General features: G+C 42.5%; 18 protein-coding genes. 15 read left to right on the forward strand and 3 right to left on the reverse strand.

Annotated features, from left to right (window positions below):
• Nucleotides 1-332: 332 nt before the first annotated feature.
• Complete coding sequence (gene radC, locus G561_RS0100980) at nt 333-1,013, reverse strand: RadC family protein (RefSeq protein WP_028857877.1); 681 nt, start codon at nt 1,011-1,013, stop codon at nt 333-335.
• A gap of 358 nt (nt 1,014-1,371) precedes the next feature.
• On the opposite strand from radC, the gene coaBC reads away from it, so the two are divergent.
• The 5 genes from coaBC (at nt 1,372) to G561_RS0101005 (ending at nt 5,779) form a co-directional block, all read left to right on the forward strand.
• Nucleotides 1,372-2,619 (forward strand): bifunctional phosphopantothenoylcysteine decarboxylase/phosphopantothenate--cysteine ligase CoaBC, encoded by a 1,248-nt coding sequence (coaBC, locus tag G561_RS0100985; protein ID WP_028857878.1) that lies wholly within the window; start codon nt 1,372-1,374, stop codon nt 2,617-2,619.
• Nucleotides 2,620-2,682: 63 nt separating this feature from the next.
• The gene (nfsA, locus tag G561_RS0100990) at nt 2,683-3,510 is read left to right on the forward strand and encodes an oxygen-insensitive NADPH nitroreductase (protein WP_051584287.1); all 828 of its coding nucleotides are present in this window, start codon (nt 2,683-2,685) and stop codon (nt 3,508-3,510) included.
• Between the two features lie 48 nt (nt 3,511-3,558).
• Nucleotides 3,559-4,326, forward strand: coding sequence for a sulfite exporter TauE/SafE family protein (locus G561_RS0100995; RefSeq protein WP_028857880.1), 768 nt, complete (start codon nt 3,559-3,561; stop codon nt 4,324-4,326).
• A gap of 73 nt (nt 4,327-4,399) precedes the next feature.
• Complete coding sequence (locus tag G561_RS0101000) at nt 4,400-5,083, forward strand: hypothetical protein (RefSeq protein WP_051584288.1); 684 nt, start codon at nt 4,400-4,402, stop codon at nt 5,081-5,083.
• A 54-nt stretch (nt 5,084-5,137) separates the two neighbouring features.
• Nucleotides 5,138-5,779 (forward strand): DNA-3-methyladenine glycosylase family protein, encoded by a 642-nt coding sequence (locus tag G561_RS0101005; RefSeq protein WP_037031440.1) that lies wholly within the window; start codon nt 5,138-5,140, stop codon nt 5,777-5,779.
• Between the two features lie 84 nt (nt 5,780-5,863).
• Here the strand turns inward: G561_RS0101005 and rsmI are convergent, their stop codons facing one another.
• Nucleotides 5,864-6,778 carry a 16S rRNA (cytidine(1402)-2'-O)-methyltransferase gene (gene rsmI / locus G561_RS0101010; RefSeq protein WP_081794334.1) on the reverse strand — a complete coding sequence of 305 codons (915 nt, stop codon included), beginning with the start codon at nt 6,776-6,778 and terminating at the stop codon, nt 5,864-5,866.
• 224 nt (nt 6,779-7,002) lie between these two features.
• Here rsmI and G561_RS15755 point away from each other — a divergent pair, with 224 nt between their 5' ends.
• The 9 genes from G561_RS15755 to hisC all read left to right on the forward strand — a co-directional run bounded on the left by G561_RS15755 (nt 7,003) and on the right by hisC (nt 15,099).
• Complete coding sequence (locus G561_RS15755) at nt 7,003-7,236, forward strand: YraN family protein (protein ID WP_255210295.1); 234 nt, start codon at nt 7,003-7,005, stop codon at nt 7,234-7,236.
• Nucleotides 7,236-7,430, forward strand: a complete 195-nt coding sequence (locus tag G561_RS15760) for a YraN family protein (RefSeq protein ID WP_255210294.1) — start codon at nt 7,236-7,238, stop codon at nt 7,428-7,430. The genes G561_RS15755 and G561_RS15760 overlap by 1 nt, the downstream gene beginning before the upstream one ends.
• Before the next feature lie 245 nt (nt 7,431-7,675).
• Nucleotides 7,676-8,551, forward strand: a complete 876-nt coding sequence (locus G561_RS13710) for a BON domain-containing protein (protein WP_028857884.1) — start codon at nt 7,676-7,678, stop codon at nt 8,549-8,551.
• Nucleotides 8,552-8,570: 19 nt separating this feature from the next.
• Nucleotides 8,571-9,494 (forward strand): alpha/beta hydrolase, encoded by a 924-nt coding sequence (locus tag G561_RS13715; RefSeq protein ID WP_051584289.1) that lies wholly within the window; start codon nt 8,571-8,573, stop codon nt 9,492-9,494.
• A 307-nt stretch (nt 9,495-9,801) separates the two neighbouring features.
• Nucleotides 9,802-10,056 (forward strand): BolA family protein, encoded by a 255-nt coding sequence (locus G561_RS0101030; protein WP_037031441.1) that lies wholly within the window; start codon nt 9,802-9,804, stop codon nt 10,054-10,056.
• Between the two features lie 121 nt (nt 10,057-10,177).
• A complete protein-coding gene (murA, locus tag G561_RS0101035) occupies nt 10,178-11,476 on the forward strand; it encodes a UDP-N-acetylglucosamine 1-carboxyvinyltransferase (protein ID WP_028857886.1) in 1,299 nt (432 codons plus the stop codon).
• A gap of 125 nt (nt 11,477-11,601) precedes the next feature.
• The gene (gene hisG, locus G561_RS0101040) at nt 11,602-12,273 is read left to right on the forward strand and encodes an ATP phosphoribosyltransferase (protein WP_028857887.1); all 672 of its coding nucleotides are present in this window, start codon (nt 11,602-11,604) and stop codon (nt 12,271-12,273) included.
• Nucleotides 12,274-12,532: 259 nt separating this feature from the next.
• Nucleotides 12,533-13,831: a histidinol dehydrogenase gene (hisD, locus tag G561_RS0101045; protein WP_028857888.1), complete on the forward strand. Its 1,299-nt coding sequence runs from the start codon at nt 12,533-12,535 to the stop codon at nt 13,829-13,831.
• Between the two features lie 173 nt (nt 13,832-14,004).
• The gene (hisC, locus tag G561_RS0101050; protein ID WP_037031442.1) at nt 14,005-15,099 is read left to right on the forward strand and encodes a histidinol-phosphate transaminase; all 1,095 of its coding nucleotides are present in this window, start codon (nt 14,005-14,007) and stop codon (nt 15,097-15,099) included.
• A gap of 67 nt (nt 15,100-15,166) precedes the next feature.
• Here hisC and G561_RS0101055 read toward each other — a convergent pair whose 3' ends face one another.
• The gene (locus tag G561_RS0101055; protein WP_028857890.1) at nt 15,167-16,870 is read right to left on the reverse strand and encodes an anthranilate synthase component I family protein; all 1,704 of its coding nucleotides are present in this window, start codon (nt 16,868-16,870) and stop codon (nt 15,167-15,169) included.
• A gap of 300 nt (nt 16,871-17,170) precedes the next feature.
• On the opposite strand from G561_RS0101055, the gene G561_RS0101060 reads away from it, so the two are divergent.
• Nucleotides 17,171-18,436: an EcsC family protein gene (locus G561_RS0101060; RefSeq protein ID WP_028857891.1), complete on the forward strand. Its 1,266-nt coding sequence runs from the start codon at nt 17,171-17,173 to the stop codon at nt 18,434-18,436.
• Nucleotides 18,437-18,567: the final 131 nt, after the last annotated feature.

The raw sequence follows: 18,567 nt of genomic DNA on the forward strand, positions 1-18,567 counted from the left end.
GGGTTAGAGCTCTCTGATTAGCAACAAATAAAAATCTTATTTAGCCTGCCATATAATCCACAGGATAACAGCCACTAATATAAAGGACACTAATTAAAGTAATTAAAGACAGTTATATCTATATTAGGTTACAGATTAAGCATGTAAAAGCAGATAATCAAGACTAGAATCTTTACAATTGGTTAATTTCGTAGGTATTTATTTTAAAGCCTTTAATGAATTCAGGGCTGATTTAGTTTTTATACCTATAACTGGACATGTTAATGGTAATGAATAGAGCTCTATGGTGTTAAAGAGGGGGTGGATGAGTCAGGCTATATGACAGACATTAATTAAAAAGGAGCAGTACCAGATTCTGCAAAAGAAAGTGTGTCATTGCGTCCGACTATTATATGATCGATTAGGCTTAAGTCGATGGTTTGGCAGGCTTGCTTTAAGGTTTCGGTTAAATGAATGTCTGCGGTAGAGGGGGTGGCGTTTTGGTTGGGGTGATTGTGTGCCACTATGAGCTGGCTGGCTCCTTGTTGCAGACCATGGCGTAGGACCTGCTTAATACAGACCGAGCAAGAGGTAATACCGCCGACAAAAAGTACTTTGAAATCTAACAAATTTAAACCATTATCAAGGCAAAGCACCGCAAACACTTCTTTGGTCTCACGGCGTAGCTGGGTGGTTATATAGTCTTTGACTACCTGTGATCGATTGAGATTATTCCCAGTCTTTAGCTCACTGCTCAAATAACGCTTACCCATCTCTAAGCTGGCCAACAGTTGAGCGTATTTTGCTGGGCCAATGCCGTGGCAGGCTAATACGGATGCCTTTGGTGCGGCTAATAGCTCTGCGATGCTGCCAAAGTGAATAATCAGACTGCGGGCAAGCTCTAATGCCGACTGCTTTTTGGTTCCGGTCCGTAAGAATATAGCCAGTATCTCAGCATCGGTTAAATGCTCAGGCCCGTGATTAAGGAGCTTTTCTCTTGGTCGATCGTCTTCGTGCCAGTCTTTTATTGCCATTGTTTTTTGTTGCTATTGTGAGGCCAAGGATAACAGGGTAAATAGAAGCATAAAGGCGGTGCTATGATAACTATGATAAATACGATCATGGCACTGCTTATTTTTATTATACCTATAAAATACAAAATTAGTTAAGTTTTTCTTAATGTATTAAAATCTAAATTTATTAAAATTTAGGTTTTTATTTTAGCTTTTACTCTTACTGTCGGCTTAGCCTATATCCAAAACCCACTGAAACTTGTTACCATAAGCACATTTTTTATTCAGCGCTTTTAATGCAGGCTTCAAGACTACGGATTACTTTATAGCCCATAGTCTTCATTTTTTTGCATATTATCCACTAAGGTAGTTCTCAAATATGAGTCAAATCTTTACGCCCGTTGTTCCTGTTGCCCCAAATATCTCCAAGGTTATCCTTGCCATAACCGGTGGCATTGCTGCTTACAAATCTGCTTTATTGGCCCGTTTATTGGTTAAAGAAGGCTTTGAGGTTCGAGTGATTATGACTCAAGGCGCACAGCAATTTATTACGCCCTTAACGCTTCAAGCCTTGACCGGTAATGAGGTGCATACTGAGCTGCTTGATACCGAAGCTGAAGCGGGTATGGGACATATTGAATTGGCAAAATGGGCTGATTTAATATTGATAGCTCCTGCTTCTGCCAATACCTTAGCTCGACTGGCAATGGGCATGGCAGATGATCTTTTGGCCACTGTTTGTCTGGCGACTAGCGCTCCAGTGATGGTCGCGCCGGCGATGAATCAACAAATGTGGGCGCATCCTGCGGTGCAGCTTAATGTGCAAACCCTAAGTGATATGGGTTATGAGATGATTGAGCCAGACAGTGGGGTTCAAGCTTGTGGTGATGTGGGTGCAGGGCGTTTGCCAGAACCAGAAATTCTGTTAAGACGAGTGCTTAACTTCAAGGCGAAGTTAATGGTTCCACAAAGCTTAACTGGTAAGAAAGTGACCATTACCGCAGGACCGACAGTAGAAGCCATTGACCCTGTCAGATTCTTATCCAATCACTCAACCGGCAAAATGGGCTTTGCTTTGGCCCGCGCTTGCCGTGATGCAGGAGCGGAGGTTACGTTGATTGCTGGAGGCAAGGTAGATTTAACCACACCGCTTGATGTACAGCGCGTTAATGTGTTATCCGCCAATGATATGTTGCAAGCCGCAAGTCAGTCGGCAGCAGCAGGCTGTGATATCTTTATTGCTACCGCAGCCGTCGCTGACTACCGTACCCGAGATGCCGCCCCACAAAAGATTAAAAAGACCCAAGAAGAGATGACTTTGGATTTGGTAAAAAACCCCGATATCTTGGCCACCATTTCGCACACTTATCCAGATATGTTCGTCGTGGGTTTTGCGGCTGAAACTCAAGATGTTGAAAAATACGCTCGAGGTAAGTTGGCTTCGAAGGACTTAGATATGATTGCTTGCAATGATGTGTCACGCAAAGACATTGGTTTTGCCAGTGATGAGAACGCGATGACGGTATTTTTCGCCGATAAGTATCAAAAGGAGCCTGAGGCTTTAGACAAGGCCAGTAAGGATGAGATTGCGCGTCAATTGGTGGCTCTTATTGGCAAGACTATTTAATTTACAGCTATTTAACTAAAAGCTATTTAAGGAATGTAAAACGGGTAAACCAAAGGGCAGTATATGACTAACTTAACCAAAGAGACCCAAGCTGAAATCAGTCAGGTCACTAATGCCACCATTAAAACCATGCTAGAGCACCGCTCTGTGCGTGACTTCACAGATGAGCCTATTAGTATAGAAATGCTTGAAGCTGTATTGGAAGCGGGACGGGCAGTGTCAACTTCTAACTACATGCAATCTGTCAGCGTGATACGAATTACTGATCGTCAGCAGCGGATTAAGTTTCATCAAATCTCAAATGGTATGAGCGAAGAGCAGTACAATAAAGCGATTGCAGAGGGCAAAAAGCTGGCTCATCCATATGTTTTAGAAGCCCCTGAGTATCTGGTGTTCTGCATGGATAATCATCGCCACAGTCAAATCGAGCCAACAGCACAACTTGATTGGATTGAGGTATTGATCATTGCTGCAGTGGATGTGGCTTTATATGCTCAGAACGTATTGGCTGCAGCAGAATCACTGGGCTTAGGCGGGGTCTATATCGGTAGTATGCGTAATGATATTGAGCGAGCAGGCGAGATTATCAAGGCACCAAAAAATGTAGTGCCACTATTTGGGATGTGCTTAGGACACCCTAGCGATTCGCCCAAGAATGCCACTACCAAACCGCGTTTACCGCTGTCGGTCTTGGTGTCTGAAAACCAATATCAGCCAGCGACTGAAGCACAGATTGAAGATTTTAACCAAGCTGTTATCAACTATTATGTAGAGCAGCGTGGAGAAGGTGAGCATCCGGATTGGAAGGATCAAGTGAAAAAGGTGTTTGGAGGCCCAGTGCGTCCGCATGTGATGAATTATCTAAATAAGCAAGGGTTTGCCAAACGTTAACCACTAACCAAGTGAGTTGACCTTTAGTTTATAGCCAGTGGATATCAAATGTTCAACTCCGAAAACCTATTATTAACCTTCATTTTTACCGTTGCCTCTTTGCTACATGGAATCAGTGGCATTGGGGTGACGCTGGTTTCTACCACAGCTTTGGCGAGCATGTATTCGTTACAGCACGCTATTATCCTAATTATCTTTCCTTCGTTATCGCTCAACTTGATGACTTGGCTTATCGGAGGCGGGCGCAGTATTGCTGAGAATTTCCGATATTACCTTAAGCATTATTGGTTGCTGGCTTTAATGAGTCTATTGGGCAGCTTACTTGGGGTGAAGTTGCTATTATGGGTGGACAGTAGCTATATTTTAGTATTACTCGCGGCAGTGATTGCCTTTTATGTCATTAGTAATGCTTTGGGTAAAAGAATAATTCTACCTGCCACAACCCCAGTATTGATTGTTACCGGCCTTATTGCAGGCATAATAGGCGGGTCTACCAATGCTATGTCGACCATATTACTGATGTACTTGCTAGGCAGTAGTGATGATAAAAATACCATCGCTAAGGTAGGTAATATGTGTTATTTATTGGGTAAGGTCGCCCAAATTATCGTATTACGTGAGTCTCTAATGGCCTTACCTAAAGCGGACTGGTTACTTATTGCTTTACTGACCACGGTTTCGCTAGCAAGCTTAATGATTGGTATTCGCTTGCGTCAATATCTATCTCAGGCCAGATTTCGGCAGTTGGTACTCATCATTTTGACCGTTCTAGGCTTAAGAGTTGGTTGGCAGGGCATAATTGGATTGGTAGGGTAAATTAATAGAGTAAACAGTTACGGGGCTATTTATCTTGAGTTAAGGAATTAAAGGAGAGAGCAAGGAGAGAGTTATGAGTATAGTTCATGGCGTTAATAAAAATCACTATGTTAATCAAGCTCTGGCTAAAACTGCTGTATTGATAAGCGTCATGGCGTTATCCGTCTCTGCCTTAGCCACAGTGGGCGGGGGGCAACGTATTGAGATATTGGGCTATGATAAAGCGGAGCAAAAAGTGTTTGTCTTGCGTCATTATGATGATGGACGTGGCCGCTTACCTCAGCTTTATTATTATGATTTGTCTAACAAAAACCCTGAAAAATTGGTCGAAGTGCGCTCGTTGTATATAAACCCTAAGACCAAAAAATATGATGAGTTTGAGGATAGTGGTGGTCGTTTTAGCAAGGAGCTGAAGCAGATTAAAAATAGAGTAGTTGCGCTCAAGCCTACCTATACCCAGGTTAGGGTCCAAGTCGAGTCATTACGACAACAAAAAAAGAGCAATCTACAGTCTTGGCTAGGGGAGATAGGTCAGGGTACCGAATATCAGTTTAATTATAAGTTGCATGCCGACGAGGCCAAGTATTCTAGCCCAGTGCATAGTGCCACTGCTTATTCAGTGTGTCTTACTAGCGATAATGTGATCTATAAAGTGCCCAATCAGCCTTATGCTTTAAGTACGGTCAAATATAAAGGTACCTTAATGGAAGGGGGCTATGATTATCAAGATGCGGTCCTCTTACAACAAACAAAATAATTGGTCCTGGTGAAATGCATCATTGAACGGGACCAATAATACAGCAGTGATATTATGAAAAATCATCCGATTCGGACCCTAGAGACTCCCGCTCAGTTACAGTCTGATATTGAAGAGCTAATAACAATAGAGCCTCGCTTTGAGAAGGTCTATCAGCAAGTGGGTGTGCCAGATTTAAGGCGTAATCCAGGGGGATTTGAGCAGCTGATGCGCGCCATGGTTGGTCAACAGTTGTCGGTTGCGGCCGCCACTAGTATCTGGAATAAGCTTGAGGTAGCAAGTTTAACCAGTCCTGATGCCATCATGCATGCTGAAGATGAAGCACTACGTCAACAAGGGTTATCACGCCAAAAGATTCGTTATCTACGCTCCTTGGTTGAGCACAATATTGATTTTGAGGCATTACAACATCTGCCGGATACAGAAGTAATCAAAAGCTTAACTGCGGTGACTGGTATTGGCAACTGGACCGCAGAGATGTATTTATTGTTTAGCTTAGGACGAGCCGATGTATTGGCTGTGGATGATTTGGCCATTAAGGTAGGCGCTATGGAGTTGTTACAGTTGGAAGCAAGGCCAACGCCAAAACAGCTTAAACTATTATCCGAGCCATGGTCGCCCTACCGGAGCGCGGCAAGTTTATTATTATGGTCACATTATGGTTGGCTCAAAGATCGTGATGCGATGCCGGTGTGACACCGCGGATGACTTATGAATTATTTAGCTTTGCAGGCTATTTTTACGGCCGGCTTTTGAGGGCTATTTTTTTACAGCTGGTCTTTAGGACTGTTGTTGTAAGTCAAGTAATCTTTGATATAAAGCATTCTTTTTAACCCCAGTAATATCAGAGGCCAAAGCGGCTGCTTTTTTTACCGACAAGTCCTCAAGTAAGCGCAGCAGTAAAGGGTCGTGCGCACTCAGGTCATCATTGACGTCATTAATGTTGCCGCCCACCACTAACACAATCTCCCCTTTTTGTTGATTACTGTCTGCTTCAACAAAGTTAAGAAGTTCACCGAGCGTTGATTTTTTAACGGTCTCAAAGGTCTTGGTAAGCTCACGACACAGCGTAGCTGGACGGCTCTCTCCAAATACTTCGACCATATCTTTTAAGCTGGCAATGATGCGATGCGGGGCTTCATAAAAAATTAAGGTTTCACTGCGCTCAGCATATTCTTGTAATTGCTTAACTCGGCCATGCGTTTTGGCAGGCAAGAAGCCAACAAAGCTGAACTTATCAGAGGGCAGTCCAGCCACACTCAAGGCGGCAATGGCGGCACTGGCCCCAACAATGGGGACAACAGCAACATTAGCGGCATGGGCGGCTTGAACCAACTGATAGCCTGGATCACTTATTAATGGGGTGCCTGCATCACTGATTAACGCCACGGAATGACCGCGCTGAATCATTTCAATGATTTTTGGGGTTTGAACTTCGCTGTTATGTTCATGGTAGGCCCAAGTTTGGGTGTCAATACCAAAGTTTGACAGCAGTTTGCCAGAAGTTCGGGTGTCTTCACAGGCAATAATATCTACCTTTTTTAGGGTATCGATGGCACGAGCGGTGATATCGCCCATATTACCAATAGGAGTGGCCACAATATACAGATAAGCTTTGGCTACTGAAGCCCCAGGTTGAGGTTGAAATTGAGGCTGAGGCTGCAAGGGTTGCTGAGTGGCATGTTGCACTGACATATAACACCTTAATTAAAATTTTAAAGAGACACATAGGTTACGTATTACCAGTTTACCATGATGTGCTAATATATCTTTGTTCGCTTATCTTTATCTTCAACAATATTGTCTTTAATACGCTTTAATACGCCGAGCGAATAGAGGGGCCTGACATACAGAAGTAGCACGGAATTCTAAATTCGATACCTTACTTAAACAGCTGTAAACTTAAACAGGTCAAATCTATGCCACCTAACCCCTCATTACTCAGCTCGCCAAAGCAGCGGCAAGGGGGGCGTTATGAAAAAATAGCCGCCGATTTCTTGCAGCAGCAAGGGCTATCAATAATAGCCACAAATTGGCAACAGCCCAAGGTTGGTGAAATAGACTTAATATTGTTGCAGCCGGGCCGAGCGTGGGACACCTTAGTCTTCGCTGAAGTGCGTAAGCGTAAAGTCTCCACTACGGAGATGCGGTAATGAGTATAACCTATGCCAAACAGCGTAAGCTCATTAAAACGGCTCGATTCTTTTTGCGACAAAATCCTAGCTATGCTCATCTTGACTGTCGATTTGATGTCGTCGCCTTTAATCAGGTGGGTAATACTAAGATTGCTCAAGACTTTTTGGAGCCTGAGTGGGTGCAAGGTGCTTTTATGGCCAATGCGTGGTAAAAGCTATTGTTAAGTCATCCCTTGCAAATTGTGTTAGGGTTTTGTTACCAAATAGGTAAGGTAGAACAGGCTGATATAGGTAAACTAGGCAGCATATTTTTTGAGATTATTTTTGAAGTTTTAAACACACATAAGTTTTAATTACAAATCATATAGTTATAAACCATCTTTTTAGCTTTTTGGATAAATATAACGTCGATAAAGCTAAAATAAGTTGGTAAGGCTATAAATAAGGACATTATAAAATGGCAGGTTCTTGGTTATCCGGTAATAAATCTATGAAACGTATCACCCTGAGTGTGGCATTAAGCGTTGGCTTATTGAGTGGCTGTGTTTCGCTGCAAGCCATCAAATCTCCTGAAGAGTCTTTTGGCGTAGCAGCAACAGATCGAACTTTGGCCCAACGCATCTTGGATAAAAGTATTGAAAATACTGCGAAGATTAATATTAGCCGTATTAGTCCTACCTTCTCTGAAACCAGCAGTGTCAGTGTTTATAGCTTTTATAGCACAGTATTGATTACCGGTGAAGTGCCCGATGAAGAGGCCAAAAAACAAGTAGAGGCGGTTGTGTCTTCTATGCCAGATATCAAGAAGCTGTATAATAAATTGACAGTGGCTAACATCAAAGGCGCCAGTTATACCGTTCACGATACTTATATTAGCTCAAAGATTAACGCCAAGATTTTAGCCAATAACGCCATTAAAGGTAGCCAAGTAAAAGTGGTGACTGATGACGGCATCGTTTATGTTATGGGTAAACTAACTCCATCCCAGCGCGAGCATTTAATCAATATCATTAATAGCACTGTGGGTATCAAAGAGTTGGTGTTGTTGACAGATCTTATCGATAATAATGGGGCGATAATTAATGAAGATGACATCATTCAAGAAACCAATCTTGAGCCTCCAGCGCCGCGTTATATTGAACAGCCGGTTGAAGGTGTGACTGTAGTAGATCAGTCTTATGTTGATCAGCAGGGGGCTATAAGTGATTATCAACCTCAACCTGCTACTGCAGTGGCCCCTAATGAGGGTGGTAACGATTTAAATAATCAGAGTGCTCCTGTGACACCGGCACAAAACTCAGGAAATATTTATCCTAGTCCTTACGTTGACTAACCCCTATATTGAATAAACTATGCAAAAATATAAAAGATGGACAGCTTCACTGGCAGTTACTGGCGTGGCGTTATGGTCACTACAAACAGTCGCTGCCAATGCTTCACCGGGATTAATGCTATTAAATATGGTTAGCCCTAAGGGTGAAATTAGTGTCACTAAAGACGTAAGTTATGGTAGTGAGCCGGATCAAGACTTAGATATTTATTATCCCCAGCCACTAACCAAAGCCATCCACAATAAGCAAAGTCCAAAAGCAGATTATCCGCTGGTTATCTTTGTCCATGGTGGATCGTGGGAGAGTGGCAATAAAGAGCAGTATGCTTTTGTTGGTCGCAGTTTGGCCAAAGCGGGCTATGTGACCGCTGTCATTAATTATCGTAAAGCCCCATCGTTTATTTATCCTGCCTTCGTAAAGGATACCGCCCAGGCGATTGCTTGGTCGTATCATAATGCCGATAAATTTTATGCCGATGCCAACAAGATAGCGGTAATAGGTCACTCAGCGGGGGCGTTTAATGCGGTTGCTGCTGTCTCTAATGCTGACTTTCTACAGCCTTATGGCTTACAGCCCAGTGATATCAAAGCAGTAGTGGGTATTGCTGGCCCTTACAGTTATGACTTTAGAAAGTTTTCTACAAGAAGTGTGTTTCCTGAAGCAGCAAGTCCAGAGCAGGTTATGCCTGATGGATTACTCAAGGCGGGAAGTAGTGGCAAGCAGCCTGACTATTTATTGATGACCGCAGAAAATGATAAGGTGGTTCACCTCAGTAATACCACAAAAATGACACAAGCTTTGAGTGAGGCGGGTGCTACTGTAGATACTGAAGAAATCAAAAAAGCCAATCATGCCACCAGTATTGCTGCTATGTCGACCTCATTAACTTGGATGAATTCAGTCCGGCCTCAACTTATTAATTATCTACAGCAAAAACTGCAGTAGATTGTGAACTTTGCGTGAACTAAAAGATATTAATAAACATCTATTAGGCAAATATCCATTACACTTGCTATAATCAAAAGCTTAATATGGGCTGTGTGGGCTTATTGTCCAAATAACACTTGCGTAGTTAACAACTGTAGCTTAGAAAATAATAGCTTAGACTATATAGAGTAAGTAGTTGCTTATAACTGTCCCTAAAAGCGCGGTTACTTTTTGCCAGTTTGTCCCTTTATTTATATTTATTTATTTTTCTCGTTTTTATTTTCTTGTTTTTATTTTATTTCAATACTAATTATAGGTAGTTTCCATGAGCATGAACGCTGATGATTTAATCGCATTTTTACAGCCACATTACCCAGACGCTTTTATTCAGGCTGCCAACCAAGGTAATAAGTTTGATGTGCGTGTGGTAGATGCCAGCTTTGAAGGCAAACGTTTGGTTCAGCGCCAGCAAGCGGTATATGCATTGGTGGGAGATATCATTGCCAGTGGTGATATTCATGCCCTGAATATTCAGGCTTTGACCCCGCAAGAGTGGGAACAGATGCAAGCCAATCAGTAATTTTGACTGAGTCAATCAACTAAAGTCAGCTAACTAAGACTAGCCATAATATAGTTATGTTAACAGTGAAGTCTTAGCCCTCATAAAATTTTAATCGTATTTCAGTTTAGGACACTATTCAATGGATCAATTTCTAATAACCGGCCGTAGTCGCATTGCAGGCGAAGTCACTATTTCAGGGGCAAAAAATGCAGCTCTGCCCCTTCTAGCAGCTATGATTTTGGCAGAAACACCAACCACATTGAATAACGTTCCTTCTTTGCAAGATGTACGTACTCTTATCAAGCTTATTGAAGGTTTAGGTATCACTATCGAGAAGGACGGCAATGTCGTAACTTGTGATACCAGCACCATCGAAAACTACTTTGCACCCTATGAGTTAGTGAAGACCATGCGGGCTTCTATTTTGGTATTGGGTCCATTGTTAGCACGCTTTGGTGAAGCTGAAGTGTCTTTACCAGGCGGCTGTGCTATTGGTTCTCGACCTGTAGATCAGCACTTAAAAGCTTTTGAAGCTATGGGCGCAGATATCAAAGTGGAAAATGGTTATGTCATCGCTAAAGCACCAGAAGGCGGTCGCCTAATTGGTTGTGAGTTTAGCTTTGATATGGTGACTGTGGGTGGCACTGAAAACGTTCTTATCGCCGCCACTTTAGCCAAAGGCACCACAGTATTAGAAAACTGTGCTCGTGAGCCAGAGGTTGTTGACTTAGCCAATATGCTAGTAGCTATGGGCGCTAAAATTGAGGGTATTGGCACTTCAACGCTGACCATTGAAGGGGTAGAAAGCCTAAAAGGCTGTGAGTATTCAGTGGTTGCTGACCGCATTGAGACCGGGTCTTACTTAGCGGGTGCCCTGATGACTGAAGGCGATGTAACTGCCAAAAATACCGATCCTTCACTGTTAATCCCTGTGTTACAGAAGTTTGAAGAAATGGGCGCTGTGGTTACTACAGGTGACGACTGGATTCGAGTTCAAATGACCGGTCGTCCTAAGCCTGTAGATATTCGCACGCAGCCTCACCCAGGCTTCCCAACAGATATGCAAGCGCAATTAATGGCGGTTTGTTGCTTGGCAGAGGGGACTAGTACCATTAGTGAAAACATCTTTGAAAACCGCTATATGCATGTGCCTGAGTTAAAGCGCATGGGGGCAGATATTCAGGTAGATGGTCATACCGCTATTATCCGCGGGGTGGATGCTTTTAATGCCGCCCCTGTGATGGCCACTGACCTACGTGCGTCTATGTCACTAGTTATGGCAGCTGCGGCGGCGGAAGGGGAGACCTTGATTGATCGCATTTATCACATTGATCGTGGTTATGAAAATGTGGAAGAAAAGCTGCGTGGTCTTGGGGTAAAAATCGAGCGAGTGAATCCTGTTACAGATAAGGCTGAGTCAGAAGCTAGTAATGACTAATGAAAGCCAGCTCTCTGTAGTAATGCTTGACCATATGGATAAATAGATATTGATAAATAGGCATCAGTCGATGCTACAATAATCGATACCATACATACTCTAATCAAATTAAGATAATCTTTACTATGACAGACACCAATGAATTACTGAACAAAGTTGATAGTGATTATAGCGGGTTAACTTTGGCACTATCTAAAGGGCGCATTCTAAAAGAAACACTGCCTTTGTTAAAAGCGGCTGGTATCGAGCTTCTAGAGGATCCAGATAAATCACGCAAACTGATTTTTCCGACTTCTAATGAGCAAGTACGCGTGTTGATTTTACGTGCCAGTGATGTACCCACTTATGTTGAACATGGGGCAGCGGATTTCGGTGTAGCAGGTAAAGATGTATTGTTAGAATATGGGGCGAAGCACGTTTATGAGCTTCTTGATCTGAAGATTGCCCAATGTAAGCTGATGACAGCAGGTATCAAAGGGGCAGAGCTGCCCAATCGCCGTTTACGTATTGCCACTAAATATGTCAACGTCGCCCGTGCCTATTTTGCCAGCCAAGGTCAGCAAGTCGACATTATTAAGCTTTATGGCTCAATGGAATTGGCACCACTAGTAGGTTTGGGCGACTTAATTGTTGACGTGGTAGATACTGGTAATACGTTACGTGCTAATGGCTTAGAGCCGCGAGAGCATATTTGTGATGTCTCATCACGATTGATTGTCAATCAGGTCAGTTATAAGCGTAAATACAGTTTACTACAGCCTATTTTAGACAGCTTTAAGCAAAGTGTCGGCGAATAACTGCTTCATCAAAGAACACCACGGTATGTGGTGTTTTTTTATGCAAGGCGCTAAAAAAAGTAAAAATCAAAATAACTTATATTTAACTTGTTGATTGATAAAATCGGTCGGTTTGCATGTTAAACTGGTAATATATCCTTTGACTTTAGGGTTAACTAACCTTCAATTTCTATCCAAGCTTTGCAGTCAATTACTTAATTTATATAAGACATAACACTCAATATTATATTTTATTACCGTTATTATCTCGAGGACATCCATGCGTATTTTGACCAGTGCCGACGCTAATTTTGATCAGCAACTAACAGATTTACTTGCTTTTGAAACTGTGAACGATAAAGGTTTGCTAGAGACTGTGGATGACATTATCCATCAGGTACGCCAAACCGGAGATAAAGCAGTGTTAGAGTTGACGCAAAAGTTTGATTCGCACCCTGCAGCCTCTATGCAAGACTTGATGCTGACTCAAAATGAGCTTAAGGCGGCTTATGATGCGCTACAAGACTCAATCAAATCTGCCTTAGATAAGGCAGCAGAGCGCATTAAAAGCTTTCACCAACGTCAAGTGCAACAAACTTGGGAATATACCGATGATTTAGGCAACCGTTTGGGTCAGAAGGTTACGCCATTAGATCGAGTTGGTATTTACGTCCCTGGCGGATTGGCTTCTTATCCTTCGTCAGTATTGATGAACGCCATTCCAGCCAAAGTTGCTGGAGTTACTGAAGTTATTATGGTGGTACCAGCGCCAAAAGGGGAGCTTAACTCATTGGTATTGGCAGCGGCTTACCTGTCAGGCGTGGATAAAGTATTCACTATTGGCGGCGCCCAAGCAGTGGCTGCTTTGGCTTATGGGACCGATACCATTCCGCAAGTAGATAAAATTACGGGCCCCGGCAACAAGTATGTGGCGGCGGCAAAAAGAGCGGTGTTTGGCCAAGTCGGTATTGATATGATTGCTGGGCCTTCTGAAGTCTTGGTCTATGCCGAGGGAGAAAAAGAAGATAATGCTGAGTGGTTGGCAATGGATTTATTGTCTCAAGCTGAGCATGACACGGTAGCACAGTCCATTTTTGTGACCACCAGCGAAGAGCAGCTACAAGCGGTTGAGCAGGCCATTGAAAAGGCGTTAGCACAATTGCCAAAAGCAGACATCGCCCGTCAATCGTTGCAAAATCGAGGCGCTTTAATCTTAGTAAAAGATCGTGCTGAGGGATTACAAGTGATTAATCGCGTGGCCCCTGAGCATTTAGAGTTGTCGTTGGATAATCCAGATGAGCTTATTGCCGATATTCGCCATGCGGGTGCTATCTTTATGGGTCGTCACACACCGGAGGCCATTGGTGACTACTGTGCTGGGCCTAACCATGTGTTACCCACGTCAGGTACAGCTCGATTCTCTTCACCATTAGGGGTCTATGATTTCCAGAAGAAATCTTCTTTAATTTATTGTACAAAAGAAGGTTCTAAACCCTTGGCACAAGTGGCCGATACGCTAGCGATGCAGGAAGACTTAGAAGCACACGCGCGTTCAGCCCGTTATCGCAGTGGAGACTGAAGTCAGTAGGCTCTTTGCTATGGATTACTATTGAATCTAAGCGACATCAGTTGACGTGTAAATATGACAACCTCGCTGTTTTGCAGTGAATGTTATCGTTTACTACACAGCAGCGTGATAAGATAAGTTGTTATATTACCCTACATTTATACCAATAATAAGTGATAAAGACTATGGAATTTAAATTAGATACCCGCTTGTGGTCTAACAAAGCCCGTAACTTAAACCCTTATGTACCAGGCGAGCAGCCCAAACACGATAATTTATGTAAGCTAAATACCAATGAAAACCCTTTTCCGCCTTCACCCAAAGTGGCGGAAGCGATTTCAGAGGCTTTGAGCAACCAAGCTGATCAATTGCGCTTATATCCAACTCCTGAATCTGATGACTTAAAGCAGGCCTTAGCTGAAGCTTATAAGTTAGATGTAAATCAAGTGTTTGTGGGTAATGGTTCTGATGAAGTATTGGCTTTGGTGTTTGCTAGTTTCTTTTTAAAAGAACGTCCTTTATTATCACCTGATATTAGCTATAGCTTTTATCCTGTCTATGCAGATACCTTTGGTGTGGAATTGGTGAGCATACCTTTGACAGAAGATTTTAGTATTGAGACTAATGATTACCGTCAGCCATGCTCAGGTATTATTATTGCCAACCCCAATGCGCCTACAGGTATCTTATTATCATTAGAAGCCATTGATAAATTGGCTACTGAGCATCCAAATGCTGTGGTGGTAATTGATGAAGCTTATATTGACTTTGCTGATCAAGCTCAGGTGTCAGCCATTAGCCTGATCGATAAGCATGATAACTTATTGGTCACTCAGACTTTCTCTAAATCTCGCTCTTTAGCAGGTCTGCGCGTGGGTATGGCGTTTGGTAATCCGTCGTTGATTGAAGCGCTAACCCGAATGAAAAACAGCTTTAATAGCTATCCTCTAGATCGTCTGGCTCAAGCTGGGGCGTTGGCTAGTGTGAAAGATGCGGCCTATTTTGAAGAGACTTGCCGTAAGGTCATTGAGCTTCGTCAGCAGCTGATTACTGATCTGTCTGACCTAGGATTTAGCGTGCTGCCGTCACAAGCGAACTTTGTGTTTGCCCGTCCAGAGCAGGGTAATGCCGGTGAGATTGCCCAAGCTTTACGTGAGCAAGGAGTGATTGTTCGTTATTTCAACCAGTCAAGAATCAGTGACTATTTACGTATCACAGTAGGTACGGCCGAACAAAATCAGCGCTTAATTGATGCGCTAAAACAACTAGTGACTGCTTAAGTTTTTTGCCAAAAAGATTAAACAAAAAGGTCAGAACTCATTCTGACCTTTTTTATGCCATTGTTAATCAGACTTTGGGGTCTAGGATAGCCAACAGATTGCCGACTTTATCGTGGCATTCTTGATATTCAGCAGCACAGTTTGAGCCGACAGTGATTCCGCCTCCTGCCCACAGCGAGACTTGACCTTCTGAGTCTGCTTGCAGCGAACGAATGAGTACGTTCCATTGGCCTGTACCATCGAAGTTGAAGAAACCTAAAGTACCGCAATAAGCCCCTCGGGGTGCAACCTCCAACTCACTAATAATCTCCACCGCTCTTTTCTTAGGAGTGCCGGTAATTGAACCTGCAGGTAAGCTATTAAAGAGAACGGTCAGTGGGTGATGCTCCTTTTTAATAACGGCAGTAATGGTGCTCACCATATGATGTACGTTACTAAAGCTTTCAATGGCAAATAATTTTGGCACTTTCACACTACCCACTTCCGCATATTTACCCAAGTCATTACGTAACAAATCGACAATCATCACATTTTCAGCTTTGTCTTTTTCGCTTTGAGCCAACTGCTGCTTCAGTTGTTCATCTTGTTCTTTAGTAGCACCCCGCGGTAAAGTGCCTTTAATGGGTTTGGTAATAATTTGCGGCTTGCTAGGCTGTGATGGATCACCGGATTCGGTTTTATTAAACAACACAAATAACTCTGGAGAGCAGCTTAGAAGCTCAAACCCAAGGTGGAACGAAGGGTCGCAGTTGGCTGCGAGGTTATAATTTACAGTATCATTGCCAGCAGTAGCATTGTTATTAGCGTCAGTATTTTTAACTAGTGGCTCAGTATTATTAGAGAGTGGCTTATGATGCAAGCTGTGAGTTAGGGCTAAATAGCCAGCAAAGGGTGCTTCGGTATTTTGATGTAAATCCGGCAGATAATCTACCAAAGAGGGGTTTTGGTCAAAGTTATCTGCTGATAGAGCACAGTCAGCTGAGGTCGCAAGTTTGCCTTGCCATTTTTGAGTAAGGTTAATTTGATAACTATCACCATGATACAAGTATTGCTGCGTTTGCTTGAAAGCTTGTGCGTATTGTTCTGCACTCCACAAGGCAGTTAACGGCAGAGCAGGGGCTGATACAGAGTGTTGTAATAAATCTAATAGTTGTTCGTCGAACTGCTGTAGGTAGAAGACGATAGTGTCTTTAACAGCTTGAGATGTCAGGCTTTCAGTGTGCAATTCCCATCCTTGTGTGGAGCAGGGTTTTAGATAAACGCCATAGTGCCCCAAAAAAGCACAAGGTTGGTTTGCCACTCCAATCTCTGGACTAGCCGCTAAGGCTCTAGCACCAATATCATAGCCAATAAACCCCATTAAACCACTGTGAAAGGCAGGACCTGAAGGGTAGCAAGCGAGGGGTGAATTAGAGGATTGTTGCTGCATCAGGTTCTGATTGCAGTAATGAGTCAACTCTTCAATCCAGCTTTGATAGTCAATGCCATAGCGATCATAGTGACTGTTCAGAGTGTCAGAGTCTTGACGAGAAGTCTTTAATATTTCAATATTTAAGTTAGAATGTTTTAAGGTAGTAGAAACTGGGTCTGAGCTGCTATAAGCGGTCCAAGAGGTTTTGGGCAAGAGGCCTATAACTTGCTGCCCATCGTTATTGAGCCAACAGGGATGCCAAGGTAAGTGCGATAAGCTACTTTGCTCGATGAAATCAATCAAATGGGGTAGAAGCTTATGAGCGGGCAAGTTATGGAAAGCAAAAGTATGGTAAATCATAAACGCTCGATATCTTTAGCGATAAACGTAAAGTTTATTTATTATAAAGACAATAAGGTAAGTTGAAGGGAATAATAGTAGACAAACAGTAGGCTATTTTACATTGTACTAAAACGCGATAACACTGTTTAAACTGATATATTGTTCGCCATTACATAAAATGAAAGACAGTATTGATATAACAGTTAATTTATCTTCAGGGTTTTTTATAATATTTAATATTGAAAAGATATTAATAAACTAACAAAGAAAAGAGTATTTAAACCCATTAATTCATTTAATTTTTAGGAAACAATTTTTATGGCTAACAAATCTAATAAGTCTAACACCAGTAAAAAAATTATTGACGGCGTTGATGCTGTAGGTCATGTGGCTCGCAGTGGTCTTGAGCGCTTTGGTGCAATGCTTGATAGTCTTAATGCTAAATCTGGTAAAGCCAGTCAGTTCAAAGCGGTCGATTTATCCGAATATAAAAAAGATAATGTTAGCAATTTATTGAGTCAACAGACTTTAAAAACCTCACAGCAGTTGCTAGGTACTCGTTTCAGTACTTACAGCAAGTATGCCAAAAAAGTGGTACCAGACAGTATTTTCCAAAAAGCTTCTGATGGCGTCTTTTCACAGGTGGCTAAATTAGCGGCCACATGGAGTGAAATTGATTTACCGCGTGAGCAACGTTTTAAAGGGATTCAAGGGTTAACAGATCAAGAGCGTAATGCCTTAGCGCGCGACATTGCTAACCAAAACCGAGCCCTAGCAACTATGGGCGGGGTAACGGGGTTAGCCGGTCTGCCAGGTATGTTGGCCGATACATTATGGTTATTATTGGTATCACTGCGTACGGTTTATCAGTTGGCTACGGTATATGACAAGCCGTTAACTGGTAAGCAGGGGGTTAGAATGGCCTATGCAGTATTAGGCAGTGCTGATCTTAGCAAGATGCAAGAAAAACAAACGATTTTAGCCGCCCTAGGTGTTGCTAAAGGCTTGGTGGACAGTGCGGATAATAATGGTCTACGCAGTGAATTAACCAAAGGCTTAGGCGTTGTTAATCCAAACGTGCAGTTTTATGCTCAGCAAGTGGATAAGCTAGCAGAGCAGTTTAACTTTGATATGGATAATATTAATCTAAGCTGGATCGGAAGAGTTTTACCTATAGTTTCAGTAGCCACTACAGTTCACTATAACAGTCACTTGATTGATCAGGTTATTGGCGTGGCAAAAGCAACCTTTGGCCCAGAACCTATTGTGGCCAAACAAGCGCTGACTAATGAGACTGGTGAAACTGAAAAACAAGATACCTCGGATAAAAACGATAAGTCTGATGAAAAAGCGGATAAAAATACCGAAAAAAATGAGAGTAATGACGTTAAAGAAAAGGAAGTAAGTGACGAAGTGGCTGATCAGTTCGGCGAAGAGCCTAAGGACCCTACCAAAGGTGCTGAAACTCAAGAGAGCTACGAATTTCACCAAAAAGAGGCTAACTCTTCAGAACAAAAGTCTGAGTCAAAACCTGAAGCCGACTCTAAACAAGAGCAACCTAACCAAGGTAATAAAGACAGCTAAATTAGTCTTAACTTAATAGGTTGGATTGTTTTTTAGTAAGTTAACTGGCATTGTACGTGAGGTTGGTAATCAGTGTGGTGATAAACATTAATTGATTATCGCCTTGCATCATGCTTGATAACTCTGTAAAA

The organism is Psychrobacter phenylpyruvicus DSM 7000 = NBRC 102152, from assembly GCF_000685805.1.
Lineage (GTDB): Bacteria > Pseudomonadota > Gammaproteobacteria > Pseudomonadales > Moraxellaceae > Psychrobacter > Psychrobacter phenylpyruvicus.

What these genes read in the sequence shown, in the direction of transcription:
- radC (WP_028857877.1), bottom strand. Translation starts at nt 1,013, where the DNA reads ATGGCAATAAAAGACTGGCACGAAGACGATCGACCAAGAGAAAAGCTC.
- coaBC (WP_028857878.1), top strand. Translation starts at nt 1,372, where the DNA reads ATGAGTCAAATCTTTACGCCCGTTGTTCCTGTTGCCCCAAATATCTCC.
- nfsA (WP_051584287.1), top strand. Translation starts at nt 2,683, where the DNA reads ATGACTAACTTAACCAAAGAGACCCAAGCTGAAATCAGTCAGGTCACT.
- G561_RS0100995 (WP_028857880.1), top strand. Translation starts at nt 3,559, where the DNA reads ATGTTCAACTCCGAAAACCTATTATTAACCTTCATTTTTACCGTTGCC.
- G561_RS0101000 (WP_051584288.1), top strand. Translation starts at nt 4,400, where the DNA reads ATGAGTATAGTTCATGGCGTTAATAAAAATCACTATGTTAATCAAGCT.
- G561_RS0101005 (WP_037031440.1), top strand. Translation starts at nt 5,138, where the DNA reads ATGAAAAATCATCCGATTCGGACCCTAGAGACTCCCGCTCAGTTACAG.
- rsmI (WP_081794334.1), bottom strand. Translation starts at nt 6,778, where the DNA reads ATGTCAGTGCAACATGCCACTCAGCAACCCTTGCAGCCTCAGCCTCAA.
- G561_RS15755 (WP_255210295.1), top strand. Translation starts at nt 7,003, where the DNA reads ATGCCACCTAACCCCTCATTACTCAGCTCGCCAAAGCAGCGGCAAGGG.
- G561_RS15760 (WP_255210294.1), top strand. Translation starts at nt 7,236, where the DNA reads ATGAGTATAACCTATGCCAAACAGCGTAAGCTCATTAAAACGGCTCGA.
- G561_RS13710 (WP_028857884.1), top strand. Translation starts at nt 7,676, where the DNA reads ATGGCAGGTTCTTGGTTATCCGGTAATAAATCTATGAAACGTATCACC.
- G561_RS13715 (WP_051584289.1), top strand. Translation starts at nt 8,571, where the DNA reads ATGCAAAAATATAAAAGATGGACAGCTTCACTGGCAGTTACTGGCGTG.
- G561_RS0101030 (WP_037031441.1), top strand. Translation starts at nt 9,802, where the DNA reads ATGAGCATGAACGCTGATGATTTAATCGCATTTTTACAGCCACATTAC.
- murA (WP_028857886.1), top strand. Translation starts at nt 10,178, where the DNA reads ATGGATCAATTTCTAATAACCGGCCGTAGTCGCATTGCAGGCGAAGTC.
- hisG (WP_028857887.1), top strand. Translation starts at nt 11,602, where the DNA reads ATGACAGACACCAATGAATTACTGAACAAAGTTGATAGTGATTATAGC.
- hisD (WP_028857888.1), top strand. Translation starts at nt 12,533, where the DNA reads ATGCGTATTTTGACCAGTGCCGACGCTAATTTTGATCAGCAACTAACA.
- hisC (WP_037031442.1), top strand. Translation starts at nt 14,005, where the DNA reads ATGGAATTTAAATTAGATACCCGCTTGTGGTCTAACAAAGCCCGTAAC.
- G561_RS0101055 (WP_028857890.1), bottom strand. Translation starts at nt 16,870, where the DNA reads ATGATTTACCATACTTTTGCTTTCCATAACTTGCCCGCTCATAAGCTT.
- G561_RS0101060 (WP_028857891.1), top strand. Translation starts at nt 17,171, where the DNA reads ATGGCTAACAAATCTAATAAGTCTAACACCAGTAAAAAAATTATTGAC.